Origin of the sequence: Sphingobacterium sp. LZ11T8 (assembly GCF_024261425.1) — a bacterium.
Lineage (GTDB): Bacteria > Bacteroidota > Bacteroidia > Sphingobacteriales > Sphingobacteriaceae > Sphingobacterium.
Genome location: NZ_JANBZY010000008.1, coordinates 71,888 through 86,764 on the forward strand (window position 1 = coordinate 71,888; position 14,877 = coordinate 86,764).

Annotated in this window: 9 protein-coding genes; 6 read left to right on the forward strand and 3 right to left on the reverse strand. The window is 40.7% G+C overall.

What is annotated here, in order from left to right:
* Positions 1-10: 10 nt before the first annotated feature.
* The 6 genes from NLF99_RS17100 (at position 11) to NLF99_RS17125 (ending at position 7,120) form a co-directional block, all read left to right on the forward strand.
* Positions 11-1,780 carry a RagB/SusD family nutrient uptake outer membrane protein gene (locus NLF99_RS17100; protein ID WP_254529726.1) on the forward strand — a complete coding sequence of 590 codons (1,770 nt, stop codon included), beginning with the start codon at positions 11-13 and terminating at the stop codon, positions 1,778-1,780.
* A 379-nt stretch (positions 1,781-2,159) separates the two neighbouring features.
* Complete coding sequence (locus tag NLF99_RS17105; RefSeq protein WP_185210587.1) at positions 2,160-2,450, forward strand: hypothetical protein; 291 nt, start codon at positions 2,160-2,162, stop codon at positions 2,448-2,450.
* Positions 2,434-3,153 (forward strand): ATP-binding cassette domain-containing protein, encoded by a 720-nt coding sequence (locus NLF99_RS17110; protein ID WP_185210586.1) that lies wholly within the window; start codon positions 2,434-2,436, stop codon positions 3,151-3,153. The genes NLF99_RS17105 and NLF99_RS17110 overlap by 17 nt, the downstream gene beginning before the upstream one ends.
* Before the next feature lie 72 nt (positions 3,154-3,225).
* Positions 3,226-4,560: a dihydroorotase gene (locus tag NLF99_RS17115; protein WP_254529728.1), complete on the forward strand. Its 1,335-nt coding sequence runs from the start codon at positions 3,226-3,228 to the stop codon at positions 4,558-4,560.
* 3 nt (positions 4,561-4,563) lie between these two features.
* Entirely contained in the window at positions 4,564-5,610 is a 1,047-nt protein-coding gene (locus tag NLF99_RS17120; RefSeq protein ID WP_254529730.1) for an LD-carboxypeptidase, read from the forward strand.
* Position 5,611: 1 nt separating this feature from the next.
* Positions 5,612-7,120, forward strand: coding sequence for a M14 family zinc carboxypeptidase (locus NLF99_RS17125; RefSeq protein ID WP_254529732.1), 1,509 nt, complete (start codon positions 5,612-5,614; stop codon positions 7,118-7,120).
* Between the two features lie 424 nt (positions 7,121-7,544).
* Here NLF99_RS17125 and NLF99_RS17130 read toward each other — a convergent pair whose 3' ends face one another.
* From NLF99_RS17130 to NLF99_RS17140, 3 genes are all read right to left on the reverse strand, one after another.
* Complete coding sequence (locus NLF99_RS17130; RefSeq protein ID WP_185210582.1) at positions 7,545-8,966, reverse strand: SusD/RagB family nutrient-binding outer membrane lipoprotein; 1,422 nt, start codon at positions 8,964-8,966, stop codon at positions 7,545-7,547.
* 11 nt (positions 8,967-8,977) lie between these two features.
* Positions 8,978-12,130, reverse strand: a complete 3,153-nt coding sequence (locus NLF99_RS17135) for a SusC/RagA family TonB-linked outer membrane protein (protein ID WP_254529734.1) — start codon at positions 12,128-12,130, stop codon at positions 8,978-8,980.
* Positions 12,131-13,422: 1,292 nt separating this feature from the next.
* Entirely contained in the window at positions 13,423-14,874 is a 1,452-nt protein-coding gene (locus NLF99_RS17140) for a RagB/SusD family nutrient uptake outer membrane protein (RefSeq protein ID WP_254529736.1), read from the reverse strand.
* Positions 14,875-14,877: the final 3 nt, after the last annotated feature.

Sequence of the window (14,877 nt, forward strand, 5' to 3'; positions counted from 1 at the left end):
GAACTGAATCATGAAAAAAATATTATTAGTAGCACTAGGACTATCAACCATTTTTACTTCCTGTAAGAATGTGTTGGATATCGAAGATCTCCAATCCTTAGATGAAGAAAAGGTATGGAAAGACCCGAATTTAGTAAACGCATACATGGCAAACCTTTATACCGTTTTTGGTAATTGGAGTGCCGGTGCAGATGTATATAGTGAACAATTGGTGGGTGTTCCTTTCCAATTGAATACCATATCGCCGACTGCAGGCGGTTTCAAAACATGGGACTATACCAATATCCGTAAGATCAATACCGCAATCCAAAAAGTTCAGGAAAGCAGCAGCTTGAGTCAAGAGGTGAAAAACAGCACCTTGGGTGAAGCTTATTTCTTAAGGGCATTTGTTTACTTTGATATGGTCAGGCTTTATGGCGGTATTCCTTACATAACCGTACCGCAGGACCAAGCGACAGATGATTTAAATTCGCCGAGAAACTCCACAAAAGAGTCTTTCGAGCTTTTGGTGAAAGATTTAGATGAAGCCATTAAATTGCTTCCTCAAACGATCGAAAAATCATCATCAAACTATGGTAGAATTGATGGTAACTTTGCTGCGGCCTTTAAAGCAAAAGTATTGCTTTACAAAGCTTCCCCTCAATTCAACCCTTCCAATCCGTATAATAATGCATATTGGAAAGAAGCAAATGCAGCCAATAAAGCGGCTTATGACCAATTGATCAAAAACAATTATGCCCTGACAACTGATTATGCAAACATCACCCTGCAAGAAAAAGGTCCAGAGGTCGTATTCGCAGTAATCAATACCTATCCTAATAAGGTTGCTGCTTGGGATTATGGTGTGCGTCCAGGTTCAGAAAGCCGTGGCCCTGCCGGGTCGGTTCCAACCTGGGATTTTGTAAAAGAATTCCCGATGAAAGATGGTAAGCTCTATTCAGATCCTACCGGCAAATACTTTAAATCGGATGATGATTTCTTGCAATCCTATTGGATGAATAGAGATCCAAGATTTGAAAAATCCATTGTTTGGAACGGCAAGGTGTATGAAGTTTCTGGAAAAGCTGGCAAACGCCAATATACCTCCCTAGGTATTGCTGATGCCCTTGACAACTTTGGTATCAATCCTGCTGCAGGTATCAACTCAACAAATCAAGACCGTTACAGTGGATTCTTTATCTTAAAGAACAGTAAACTGTCCCTAAAACAAACGGAAGTGGAAACCCAATACGATGTAGATTTTGTATTGATGCGTCTGGCGGAAGTGATGTTGAACTATGCAGAAACTGCTAACGAAACCGGTGATCTAGGTACAGCACAGGATATGTTGAGCCAATTGAGGAAACGTGCCGGAATCGAGGCTGGTACCGATGGAAAATACGGTATCACTGCGACTAACCGCGATCAAATGCGCGAAGCTATCTTGGCAGAAAGAAACATTGAACTTTGTTTCGAAGGACACCGTTTCTGGGATCTGAGAAGAAGCCGGAAATTGAATACCTTAGATAAAGGAACCAAATTTGGTGTAGAAGCCATCGCTATCGAAGCAAATGGAGCTGAAATGGATATCAAACAGGCTAATACCTTGGCCAAAACTTATCAGTTGAAGGAAGCTAATTTCAAGTACAGCATTCTTCAAGTTCCGAAAAATGGAGTTAAGGTTAGTGAAGTACCTGATACGTATTATTTCTTCCCAATCCAACAATCTATTATTGACAGAAACCCTAAGGTGCTGCAAAATAAAGACTGGGGTGGGGAGTTCAATCCTAGCATGGAATAAGGAAATCATTTATTGGAGAAAGTGCTGCCCATTTGGGTAGCCCTTTCTTTATTGGTTGATTTTTTTAGAAATTATCATCCTATTTTATGGTTTTTATTTTGACCTGATTCGAGAATCATTCGAGACATATTCGAGAATAATTCTATCCAGTTCGAAACTTTTGGAACTTGCCCCGAATATGTCTCGAATAAGGCCTAGTTTTCCTTCAGATTTATTCAGGTTGATTCATCCTGTAAAATTAAATTTTGCTCATTAGGATTAGGTTAATAAATAACTTTTAGAGCCAAAGTTTTTAGTTTATGCAAAAATTACTTTCAACAAGCTGTTGATTAATAGATTATTTATTTTGGACTTGGTTAATTTCTTAGTAGATTTAATTATGCCAATTGAACTGAAACACCTCTGGCAATTTTATAAGCCAATTCTATTCATCAACCTGGTGTTGAGTCTTGCAATGAGCATTCAATATTTTGGCTACTTTCCCTTTGTGTTTATGACCGTTGGCTACTTAGCCTCGGCGGCATTGGTTCGATTTTTTGAAGGCAATACCAAATACCTGTTTTTTAATCTGGGATTATCCCGCAAGCATTTGGTCGTATATACCTTCCTTGCCAATCTTTTGATTTCCTTCCTCCTCATTATCATCATGCATTATGGATACAAAGGATAAAGAATTATTTGTGGACTCGGTGCAGTTCAGTTATACTGATAACAATCAGTTGCTGACTGGGGGCTATCTGGGATTGAAAGTAGGCGATATTATCGGACTACTAGGTCGCAATGGGACTGGGAAATCAACTCTCATGAAAATTATTTTTGGATCCTTGCGAGCCCACAATGCATATATCAGGGTAAATGGTCATAAAGTGAGTCAGGCTTTCCCGACCAGGGAAGTTTGTTATCTTCCCCAAGATAGCTTTTTGCCCACTTCCTTTCGAGTAAAGAAAGCCATTGAATTTATGCTATCCGATAAAGAGAGCCGGGCGAAAGTTGAAAGCGATGAGTTGATCATGCCTATCCTGAACAATAAGATTGCGGACTTGGCAGGAGGAGAGTTGCGCTATTTAGAAATCATGCTATTAATCGAACAGAAAGCAACATTTATTTTATTGGATGAGCCATTTTCTGGCATATCGCCCATTCTGAAGGAGAAAATCCAGGAGGTATTGGTTGAAAAATCCAAAATCAAAGGTTTATTGATTTCTGACCATGATTATATGAACGTATTAGATATTGCGACCGAGTTGCTGCTTTTGGAGAATGGTGGTTGTCGAAAGATAAACCGAAAGGAAGAGTTGGAGCAATTCTATGTTCCGCTGGGGACATTTGACCGTGGAAATTCCCCAGAAAACGACAGTAAAAACAGCTTTTAAATCGTGCTTATACTCCTGTAGGCTCCTTGAAATTAGTATATTTGCTTAGCATAACCTTTAAAGATAAATTACATGTCTACAATATTGATAAAGAATGCCCATGTTGTGAATGAAGGCAGCATTAAGGTGCAGGATCTTTTTATTAAAAATGGCAGAATAGAAAAAATAGCCGACACGATTGAAACCAATGCCGACCAAACCATAAACGCTGAAGGATTACATCTTTTTCCAGGATTGATCGATGATCAAGTTCACTTTCGTGAACCGGGTCTGACCCATAAAGCGAATATCTTTACAGAAAGTAGAGCAGCGGTAGCTGGTGGTACAACATCCTTTATGGAGATGCCAAATACCGTTCCCAATACCTTGACCCAAAAGTTACTTCAGGATAAATATGATATAGCGCAGGACAATTCGCTGGCGAACTATTCCTTCTTTATGGGGGCTGCAAATGATAATTTGGATGAAGTCCTGAAAACTAATCCAAGAGACGTCTGTGGTATCAAGGTTTTTATGGGATCTTCCACGGGGAACATGTTGGTTGACAATGAAAAAGCATTGGAAGCCATCTTCAGCCAAGCGCCAACCTTAATAGCGACACATTGTGAGGATGAGGCTACCATTCAAGCGAACTTGGCCAAGTTCAAAGAGCAATATGGCGAAGATGTCAGCATTGAAATGCATCCCTTAATCCGTTCTGCCGAAGCTTGTTATCTTTCATCATCCAAGGCTGTGGAATTAGCGAAAAAGAATAATACCAGACTTCATATCCTGCATATTTCAACAGCTAAGGAAACAGCATTATTTGAAAACAATATCCCTTTGGAGCAAAAACGGATTACTGCAGAAGCCTGTATCCACCATCTTTGGTTTTCTGATGCTGATTACAAAACAAAGGGCAATTTCATAAAATGGAATCCCGCAGTCAAAACTGCAGCCGATCGTGATGCTATTCTTGAGGCCGTATTGGATGGACATATTGATGTTATTGCAACAGACCATGCTCCTCATACTTTTGAGGAAAAATCTCAATCCTATTTACAGGCACCATCTGGTGGCCCATTGGTACAGCATGCCTTACAGGCGCTATTGGATCTGGTAAAAGAAGGAAAGATGACCTTGGAGCAAATGGTACAGAAAACGGCCCATAATACAGCGATTTTGTTCCAAATTGAACAGCGAGGCTATATCCGTGAAGGATATTGGGCAGATTTAGTTTTGGTTGACTTAAACAAACCATATACGGTAACTAAGGAGAATATTTTATCCAAATGTGGATGGTCTCCTTTCGAAAACCATACATTTACATCTACCATTGAACATACGCTTGTTTCTGGATTATTGGCCTATACAGATGGCAAGATTCAAGAGGTAGGTTCAGGACATCGTTTACTTTTCAATCGTTAACCTATGGATAAACGTTCATTTATTAAATCATTGGGGATAGGTTTAGCCGCCATTCCTTTGTTTGGAAAATCAGAGGCCATGGCCGTAGCTAATCAGGTCCAGCCTTTGCTAAAAGGGAAGGTCTTAAAAGCCGGAGACACTATTGGTATCATTGCCCCTGCGAGTGCCGTTACTGGGGAAGATTCCATCACCCAGACAAGAGAGGTTCTCGAATATTTTGGTTTCAATGTAAAAGAAGGGAAATATATCCGCGAACGTTATGGCAATTTAGCTGGTACGGATGATCAACGATTGGAGGACCTGCATAATATGTTTGCGGATAAATCCGTCGCAGGCATTTTATGTATCCGTGGGGGAGCTGGTGCTTCCCGGTTGTTGAAACGTATAGATTATGATATGGTCGCTAAGAATCCTAAAGCCTTATTGGGCTACAGTGATATTACGGCGTTGATTATGGCTTTCCAAGCCAAAATTGGCATGGTTACCTTCCATGGCCCTGTAGGGACGAGTACATGGAGTAACTTTGTCGCGAAGACCTTTACCGACCAATTCGTGGATAACAAATTGGTAAGCTATAGCAACCCTGCGAAAAAAGGAGATGATATCATTCAATATAAAGATAGAATAACGACCATTAATCCAGGAGTTGCAGAAGGAAAGTTATTAGGGGGCAATTTAACCTTGATTTCAGGCCTTTGTGGATCTGAATTTTTGCCAGATTTCAAGGACAGCATCTTGTTTCTGGAAGAAATCAACGAGTCTCCAGAAAAGGTGGACCGTATGTTCTGCCAGTTGATGAATGCTGGTATTCTTTCGCAAATCAAAGGATTTGTTTTTGGCAAATGTACCGATTGTTCTCCCTCAGGTGGTTATGGTTCCTTAAATCTTGACCAGATCCTAAGGGATTTTATAAAGCCATTGAATATACCATCCTATTCTGGTGCGGTAATTGGACATATCAATGATCAGTTCTTGCTGCCCGTTGGAGTTAGAGCTAGAATAGATGCCAATAAGGGTACAATAGAAATTTTAGAGAAAGCGTTAGTATAGTATGAAATTTTTTGTCATTTCCTTAGGCCTTTTGGCCGCAACGACTTGCAGTAATCCATTTTCAGGATCCTCTAATGGTAATATTCCAGGTTATAACCTGGATACTGCACAAATGAATAAGATTCATTCAACCTATAAAGAATCCGCACTTTTTTCAAGACGATTTAAACATAAAGACGTTGACTCCCTGGTGCAACTGCATAAGAAAAGCAATGTTTTTAAGATCTCTGAAATTGGTAAATCGGTTGAAGGTCGTTCGATCAATGAGTTGGAATATGGAAATGGTGACAAAAAAGTAATGCTCTGGTCGCAGATGCATGGCGATGAACCGACAGCTACCATGGCCTTGTTTGACCTGTTTAATTTCTTGGAAGGTAAGGATGATGGTTTTGATAGCGTCAGGACCTTGCTGAAAGATCAATTGAATATTCACTTCATACCCATGTTGAACCCTGATGGTGCAGAGCGATATCTTCGGAGGAATGCACAGAGCATTGACCTCAATAGGGATGCCAGAGCTGGACAGACAGTTGAAGGCGCACTGTTAAAAGCACGTGCTAAGGAAATAAAACCTCGCTATGGTTTCAATCTGCATGATCAGAATATTTATTACAATGTTCCAGGTACGAAGAATCCAGTGACCATTTCCTTATTGGCCCCCGCCTATAATACAGAGCGTGAGATCAATGAGGTTCGAGAGGGAGCGATGCAGATCATTGTGGGAATGAATAAAGTCCTGCAGCAATATATTCCAGATGCGGTTGCGAAATATGATGATACCTATACCCCACGAGGGTTTGGAGATAACTTCCAATCTTGGGGTGCAAGTACCGTATTAATTGAGTCGGGAGGCTTAAAAGGTGACCCTGAGAAACAAGAAATCCGGAAATTGAATTTCGTGATCATTCTAAATGCATTGATGGAAATAGCCCAAGGAACCTATGAAAACTATGATGCCAAAGGTTATGAAGATATCCCATTCAACGCAAGCAATATGCATGATATCGTCATTCGTGGTTTGGAATTCGGATCAGATTCTATTCCATTGAAAAGTGATATCGCTATCAGACGCAGTGAAACGACAGATGGCAGGGATTTCTTTGTGCGGGGTAGGGTTGAGGATATAGGAGACCTTCCTGAATCTTTTGGATATGATGAAGTGGATGGAAATGGCCTTAAATTTATCCAAGGTAAAATTGCCGAAAAACCCGTTCCAACATTGGAGTCCGTTACCCCGGAAATTGCCTATGACCTCTTGAAAAAAGGATATATGGGTGTACAGGTAACAACCTTAAAACCTGAACAGGCCAGCATGTTACATAATTTGCCAATCCATATTTTTGGAACCCAAGCCTTTGCAGCAACACCTTTTATAGACCTTGGTGGAACCGCCAATTTCTATATCGGTGATTCCAGCGGGACCCTAAAATACGCCGTTCTCAATGGATACCTCATAGACCTTTCCAAACCATTAAGTGAGGTTGGGCTATTGAAGAATAGGGTTTTTTAGATATGAGATGTGAGATGTGAGATGTGAGATAGAAAGGGTGCTATAGATGTGAGATGTGAGATGTGAGATGTGAGATAGAAAGGGTGCTATAGATGTGAGATGTGAGATAGAAAGGGTCTATAGAGGTAAGATGTAGGAAATGAGATAAGATAGATATTATAGAAATTATAAAAGGGGACCAATTTTGATCCCCTTTTTTTAGAGTTGATATTTCAATACTCAAATCTCATATCTCAATACCTCGTAGAGTTAATATCTCAATACTCAAATCTCAAATCTCAATACCTCGTAGAGTTGATATTTCAATACTCAAATCTCATATCTCAATACCTCGTAGAGTTAATATCTCAATACTCAAATCTCAAATCTCAATACCTCGTAGAGTTGATATCTCAATACTCAAATCTCATATCTCAATACTCCCTTACGGTTTATCCCACCATAGCTCGGTACTCAATGGTACTTCAGCTGGTACATTGGATCCGTTTTCGGTGATTTCATCAGCAGGGTAAGCTACTCTGCGTATAAATTTGTCGCCTAATACGGCGCCGATCGGTAGTTTGAAGTCTTTGTACTTGTAATCGAAGCGGCGTACATCGTTCCATGCTTCAGCATTGAGGTAGGTGACGATGTATTTTTCGCGGAAAATGTCCAATAGCGTTAGGTTTGCCTGACCTACGGAGATTGCCGTAATGTATTTTGTGGCATCTTCAGCAGGAACACCTAATTTATCCATACTGGCTTTGACACCGGCAAGGAAAGCAGCATAAGCTACAGGTTTGTTATTGTCTCTAAAAGCGGCTTCTGCTTCAATGAATTTTACTTCAGCATAAGTCAAGATCATCAATGGAGAAGATTCACTGCTTACAGGTGATTTGGAACTGATATAACATTCATCGCGAACCGTATTGGCAGCACCTACGTTACCTTGACCGCTTATTGTACCTACATAAACGCCATGAACTGTTTTTTCTGTGATCTTGGAAATTCTTGGGTCTACAATTCCATAAGTTTTACCATTCATTTGATCAATGAAATTACTTCCTAACCAACCGTCCAAGTTATTCAATAGGTTGCTGATCGAGATGGATGCCCATGGATTTACACCATCAAAGGTAGACATACCAATATCTTCAGCATTGGATTGTAATGAAGCTTGGGCAGCTGCCAAAACTTGTTTTGGATTGTATGCAGCTTTCTTGCTTATCTTGTTCAGGACGCGGGCTTTTAATCCGTTGGTCAGTTTGATCCATTTGTCTAGGTCTGCGCCACATAAAAGATCATCCTTGGCACTCAGCTCTTGGGTAGCATCCGTTTTTTTGAAATTCTCCAAAGCTTTATTGATAAGGTCGACCTGCGCTTTATATAAGTCTTCTTCGGAGTCAAAAGGAACGGTAAGGGTTTCTTCTTTTCCAAAGGCCTTGCTGAAAGGAACAGAGCCCCAAGTATCAGCGACCAAGGCCAATTGATACGCTGTCAAAGCTTGTGCGACAGCAAGGTGATGCGAAGCTCCAGCTTCTTCCGATTTGACCATAAAGTCATACAGGTCTGCTAAAGAATAAAAAAGGTTGTTCCAAGTTGAGGAGTTATTGGTGATCTGGTAAGTATCTGTATCCGAACCACCAGAAGGGCTCGCGAAATATTGCGAGTACTGATTGTTGAAATATGCAATCCTATAGTTGTTGAATGCAGCCTTATGTGTAGCTGTAGTCAATAGGGCGTTCAAAGGCGGGGTTTGAACCAAGTTAGGGTTATCGGTCATTTCGAAATAGTCCTTGCAACTGTTCAAGGAGAACAGGGCTAGGGCCAATAAGGAAATTTTACCTATTTTGATGAATTTGTTCATGATCTTAAGAATTAAAAGCCAACATTTAAGCTAAATAAGAAGCTTCTGACAGCAGGGTAAGTCATCCCTGCAAAACCTTCGATATTCGATCCACTTGCCGTGGTTGAGTTTTCAGGGTCATATCCTGAATACTTTGTCCAAAGGGCAAGATTGTTTCCAATCAAAGAAACTCTAGCGTTCTTAACAAACTTGTTTTCTAACCATTGTTGTGGTAAGCTATAGCCAATGGATACAGATCGTAATCTTAACCATGAAGCATCTTCCACAAAGAATTGGGAGTTTCCACGGAAGTTATCTCGGTAATAACCATTCCCATAATCTACACCATTTTTAGGGTCTTTTCCTTGGCCTAACCATACCTCTTTTGTGTTCTTTGAACCGTCAGCCAATACACCATCAAATACTTTGTAGTCATTTCGGTCTTCTGTATAATCAGCCTCTCCGAATGCAGCCATAAAGTTTCCTAATTGGTTGTAACGGTATTGCCCCACACGTGCATCGACCAATACATTTAAAGATAGGCTCTTGTAATTGAAGGTGTTGTTCCAGCCGCCTACCCAGCTCGGTTGAACATTGCCTAATTTCTTAGGAACTGAGGTTGATTCCAATACAGGGAAACCATTTGCACCGATCAATAGAGGACGGCTCTCGTCGTATTCACGGGTTTTATCCAAGCCCTGAGCGATTTCATCAGGAGTATAGTAACGCTTGTACGTTCTACCATAAAGTGTACCATAGGACTCTCCTGGACGGATACGCATGGAAACGGTTGAGTTCAAGTAGCCATATTCAGAAGAAACTACAATTTCATCATCTAAATCCTCGCGGATGTACAGGATCTTGTTTCTGTTGAAGGAAAAGTTGATGTCTGAATTCCATGTGAAGTTGTCCTTCTTAACAGGTGTTGTATTTAAGGTGATCTCTAAACCTCTGTTACGGATACTACCAGCGTTAATCGAAGCGGTAACAAATCCAGTTGTTGAAGATACAGGGACTTGAATAATTTGGTCCTTACTTACCGAGTTATAGAAGTTCACATCTAATCCTAATCGAGATTGTAAGAACTTCATTTCCATCCCTACCTCATAGGTGTCGGTAAATTCAGGTTTTAATTGCGGGTCACCCAATAAGGAAGGTCTTGTAAATCCGATATAACCTGTTGGCAGGTTGGTATAAGGAGCGAAACCAGCACTGGTTGAATAAGGTGCAGCGTCTTTACCGATCTGTGCGTACGACAAGCGCAATTTGGCAAAGTTAATAGCTTCAGGCATACTGAATTGGTCTGAAAGCACATAGCTTAATGTGGCAGAAGGGTAGAAGAAAGAACGATTGTTCTTGCTCAAGGTAGAGGTGATGTCATTTCTACCTGTTAGGGTTAAGAATAGATAATCTTTGTAAGCTAGGTTCAACTCACCGAAGAAGCCCATCAATCTATATTTTTCATTGTATGTGGCCGCTTTGATGATGTTGGCATTGCCTAGATCAAACCAGTTATAAACCGTTAAATCTCCACCTTCGGTAGCTGTTCTTTTAATGAATCGGTCGTAAACATCCTGTCCAACACGTAATGTAGCATTGAGGTCATCGTTGAAATCATGTTTGAAGGTTGCAATGAAAGTACTGGTCAATGCCCTGAAATTATTGTTGTAGACATTATAAAATCCGCGTCCATCAGCACCCTCAACACCATTATCATAAACTAAACGCTCATCTGCCAGTCCTTGGTAACCAATAGCTGTTCCTTCGCGATTATCCCTATAGGCGTCAATACCTACGCGGTACATCAAATCCACCCATTTTGCTGGAGAATAGGTTAGGTCAAAACCTCCGATTACGCGTAATACATCGTCTTTAAATCTGTTGGTATGTGCGACATAGATAGGGTTGTCGGTTTCACCGTAAGATTTCATGGTTCCATTTTCCATGAGGTAATCCCTTACATTGTATCTTGGGGTCCAATAGATCAACTGTTCGGCATAGCGATTGGCATTTCCGCGGTAACCTCCTGAGTTGGTCACTGCAAGGGAAGAACCACCTTTTAATTTTTCACTTAAGGTGAAATTGGTGTTCAATCGAGCTTGATAATTTTTGAAATCTGTTGCTGGTAGTACCCCATTATGTTTCAATTGGGATACAGACGTTAAAAAACTGAATTTTTCAGATCCTCCGGAGAAACTTAAGGAGTTCCGGAATTGGTTTCCGGTTTCGAATGCCTCTTCAAAAGGTTTGTATAGTGTAATTGGATGCGTAGGGTCTACTTTAATAGCTTCAGCTACCGTAGGTCCCCAAGCAGGCCAGAAATCATCTTTATCATAAACACCTTTCCATCCTTGGGTATAGGTGTCCTGCATTTTAGGGAATTTGTTGACATTTTCAAAACCAACTGTTCCTTGGTAATCAATTTTCAAAGAACCAGCTTTACCACTCTTTGTAGTAATGATGACAACACCATTTGCACCACGAAGTCCATAAAGTGCGGTGGCGGCTCCACCTTTAAGGATATTGATGGTTTCAATATCATCAGGGTTGATATCCACTGAACGGTTACTCATACCACGTACTTCGGCACCACCTTGTGTAGAGGTCGAGTTATCCATTAGGATACCGTCGATTACGAAAAGAGGTTGATTATCGCGGGTAGGGTCGATGGAGTTAATACCACGGATTTGGATATTTGCACCTTGACCAGGCGCACCACCGGTAGAGCTGATGGTCGCACCGGCTATTTTACCTTGTAATGCATTGACCAAGTTGGGTTGTTTGTTGGAGTTCAAAGTGGCACTGTTCACACTTTGGGCTCCATATCCTAGCGATTTTTCACTTCTTTGGATACCTAGAGCTGTCACTACAACTTCATCGATTTCACTGTCATCGTGTTGAAGTTGAATGGAAATGTTCGTTCTTCCGCTGATAGGGACTTCCAAAGGAGCGTATCCTACAGCACGGATTAACAGCGTTCCGCTGCTTGGTGCATTCAAAGTAAACAATCCGCTCTCATTACTGGAAGTACCTTGCTGTGTGCCTTTTACAAAAATGGAGGCCCCAACAATGGGTTCACCTTCGGCGTTGGTCACCTTTCCAGCTATGGACAATTGTTGCGCGGAGAGCATCTGAATGGAACATAATGATGCAACCGCAATTGATAAGCAAGTTGGTAAATTCATCTTTAGAGTTATTGGTTATTAGATAAACGAATATAACGGATTCATGTTAAAAACAATGAAAAATTTGCAAAAAAATGCAAAGGACATTATTGTTAAGTTACTCTATTTGCGAAATATTGAGGGATTTGTTAAAAACCTTGCGTTTTTGTGAAGATTTTGCTAAAAAAGAGAAATAAATAATGAATATTTATAGGATGTGGAAAGAGGATAGGGTTTTGTTTGTAAAGGGCTGTAAAAGAGATAATCCCTCCGATCCTTTTGCTTGATAAGTGGATCTGCATCACTGAAAGCAATGGCAAAAAAAACATAAATAGATTCTTTGTTACTTTTGAAGCCCAAAAGTAACCAAAAGGCTTCGGCTCATTTAATATGGCTTTTCGCACCAGCCAGCACACATGAAAAGAATGCCTTGATGTCGGGAATATCTTCCTCAAGAACACCCCATCAAAAGGGATGTTCTTGAGGAAGCATTCCAAGGCCAATCCCATCGCACAGGACAACGGCATTCTTTCCATTTTTCCGCCATTGGAAATGAGCCGGTTGCTAAAGGGCTTCCTTCGGAAGGTGGAATGTTCCTTAAGTGACTAACAATGCAGAATTCTTGCAATAAAGAGAACCCTAGAAGGGTTCAATTATTTTAGCAATCCCATCGCACAGGGCAATGGCATTCTTTCCATTTTTCCGCCATTGGAAATGAGCCGGTTGCTAAAGGGCTTCCTTCGGAAGGTGGAATGTTCCTTAAGTGACTAACAATGCAGAATTCTTGCAATAAAGAGAACCCTAGAAGGGTTCAATTATTTTAGCAATCCCATCGCACAGGACAACGGCATTCTTTCCATTTTTCCGCCATTGGAAATGAGTCGGTTGCTAAAGGGCTTCCTTCGGAAGGTGGAATGCTTATTTCTAGAACCCACAGCGTGGGTGAAATCTTTTTAGGAATTTAAACCGTTTTACGGCCAACCCCCAGCGGGGTGACATGTTTTTCAATAAATCTTCTAAAAAAAAACAGTTCTTTCGCTGTGCTCAAGATGACCACGACCCACAAAAAATTAAAGAATAGATTCTTCGTTTCACTCTGAATCCCTCTTTAGTGCATGTGCAATTCTGTACGATCAATGGAAAATCTGTACGCCAATTCAATATTAGTTTTCTTAAATTTTGAAAATTCGCATCGGAGATGCTTCGTTACACAACATGAACACAGAAACCTAGACTTAATGACATTGCTCATTCATTTTGGGTCAAAAAAAGGCGGTCAATCTGACCGCCTGATGTTGTATAATAATTGGTTCTTAATATCCTGGGTTCTGCTGTGCTTCAAGTCCTGGATTTGCATTGATTTCCACTTGTGGAATAGGGAGAATGGTTTTGAAGAAAGTCCTATTGATGGATTTTTGTCTATGTGACATGGTAACTCCAACATGTTCATCATTGAAGGTGATCGTTTTATTTGTACGGATCATATCCCAATAACGTTGACCTTCGCCGTAAAGCTCCTTGCTCTTTTCATCCAAGATCATGGCTTCTGTAACAGTTGCAGCCGTTGCTGCTGCCAATTCAGGAGCACGTTTGCGGATTTCGTTCAGGTAGTTCGCCGCTTTAGCTTTGTCAGGAGATGGTTTTTTCAATGCTGATTCGGCCGCATTTAAATAGACTTCAGATAAACGGGCTACTTTAATATTGACAGCCGTATAAGTATCCTTGCCATCCCCATCTTTTTCAACTGAGCCTACGTACTTATAACATGCTGCCTGACGGTCCAATTCATCTTTGGTGAATATTCCCCAACGCACATCATCTTCATCTTGTCCTAAACGTGATAAGAAATAGTCTGAAGCTGTGAAATTACCAAGTGCATTGTTATCCTTATTCTTCAAATAATAGAAACCCAAGGATGCGGACCCTAAATCGCCTTGATCTTTGGCTAAGGTGATTTCAAAAATCGACTCTTTGCCAAATTGATTTGCCCAAGAAGGTACCCATTCGCTGTTGGAGTATAAGGAGTAAACCTTGGAGTCAATGACTTCTTCGGCTGCAGCCAAAGCTTTGTCAAAATCTCCCATGGTCATGTAGACCCTTGAAAGGATAACCCTATTGGCATAGTAATTTATGTAACCATTTGCCTTTGTTTTAGGAAGCAACTCTGCTGCAGCAGTTAGATCCTTTATGATCTGCCCATACACTTCAGAAACTTTATTACGCAAGGGTTGAGCAGAGGTACTTAATGCTTCAGTAACAATAGGAACCCCTAATGCATTCGGGTCTTGTGTATAGGTTTTTCCGTAAAGTTTGACCAATTCAAAATGTAATAAGGCACGGATGGTCAAAGCTTGACCTTCAAAATTATTGAAATCCAGTTCAGTTCCGGCTGCTTGGAGGTCATCAATACTTTTGATGATATTGTTTGCTTGCATGATGGCATTATATCCATCTGCCCAGAAATCAGAATAGTTGTTGTTATTGACGGAGTGGTTGAATACATATAATGCATCTAGCCCGCGGCCTTGGGAGACAATGGTAAGATCACCTCCTTTTGCATCTCCGTAGAGCATTAAGTTTCGGCCAAATAAGCTTGATTTTACAATCTGTCTTGTCAAACCATTGATCATCACCTTCGCATCGGCAACTGTTTGAATGGTTACACTGGAATCGGTGGAGTTGGTTGGTTTTACATCCAAGAAATCCTTACAAGAAAACAACGATAAACTTGCAAGTGCTATGATATATAATGAATTCTTTTTCATGAT

Bases quoted from the DNA above. Each gene is read 5' to 3' on its own strand.
- NLF99_RS17115 (WP_254529728.1), top strand. From the start codon at position 3,226: ATGTCTACAATATTGATAAAGAATGCCCATGTTGTGAATGAAGGCAGC.
- NLF99_RS17110 (WP_185210586.1), top strand. From the start codon at position 2,434: ATGGATACAAAGGATAAAGAATTATTTGTGGACTCGGTGCAGTTCAGT.
- NLF99_RS17135 (WP_254529734.1), bottom strand. From the start codon at position 12,130: ATGAATTTACCAACTTGCTTATCAATTGCGGTTGCATCATTATGTTCC.
- NLF99_RS17105 (WP_185210587.1), top strand. From the start codon at position 2,160: ATGCCAATTGAACTGAAACACCTCTGGCAATTTTATAAGCCAATTCTA.
- NLF99_RS17140 (WP_254529736.1), bottom strand. From the start codon at position 14,874: ATGAAAAAGAATTCATTATATATCATAGCACTTGCAAGTTTATCGTTG.
- NLF99_RS17120 (WP_254529730.1), top strand. From the start codon at position 4,564: ATGGATAAACGTTCATTTATTAAATCATTGGGGATAGGTTTAGCCGCC.
- NLF99_RS17125 (WP_254529732.1), top strand. From the start codon at position 5,612: ATGAAATTTTTTGTCATTTCCTTAGGCCTTTTGGCCGCAACGACTTGC.
- NLF99_RS17100 (WP_254529726.1), top strand. From the start codon at position 11: ATGAAAAAAATATTATTAGTAGCACTAGGACTATCAACCATTTTTACT.
- NLF99_RS17130 (WP_185210582.1), bottom strand. From the start codon at position 8,966: ATGAACAAATTCATCAAAATAGGTAAAATTTCCTTATTGGCCCTAGCC.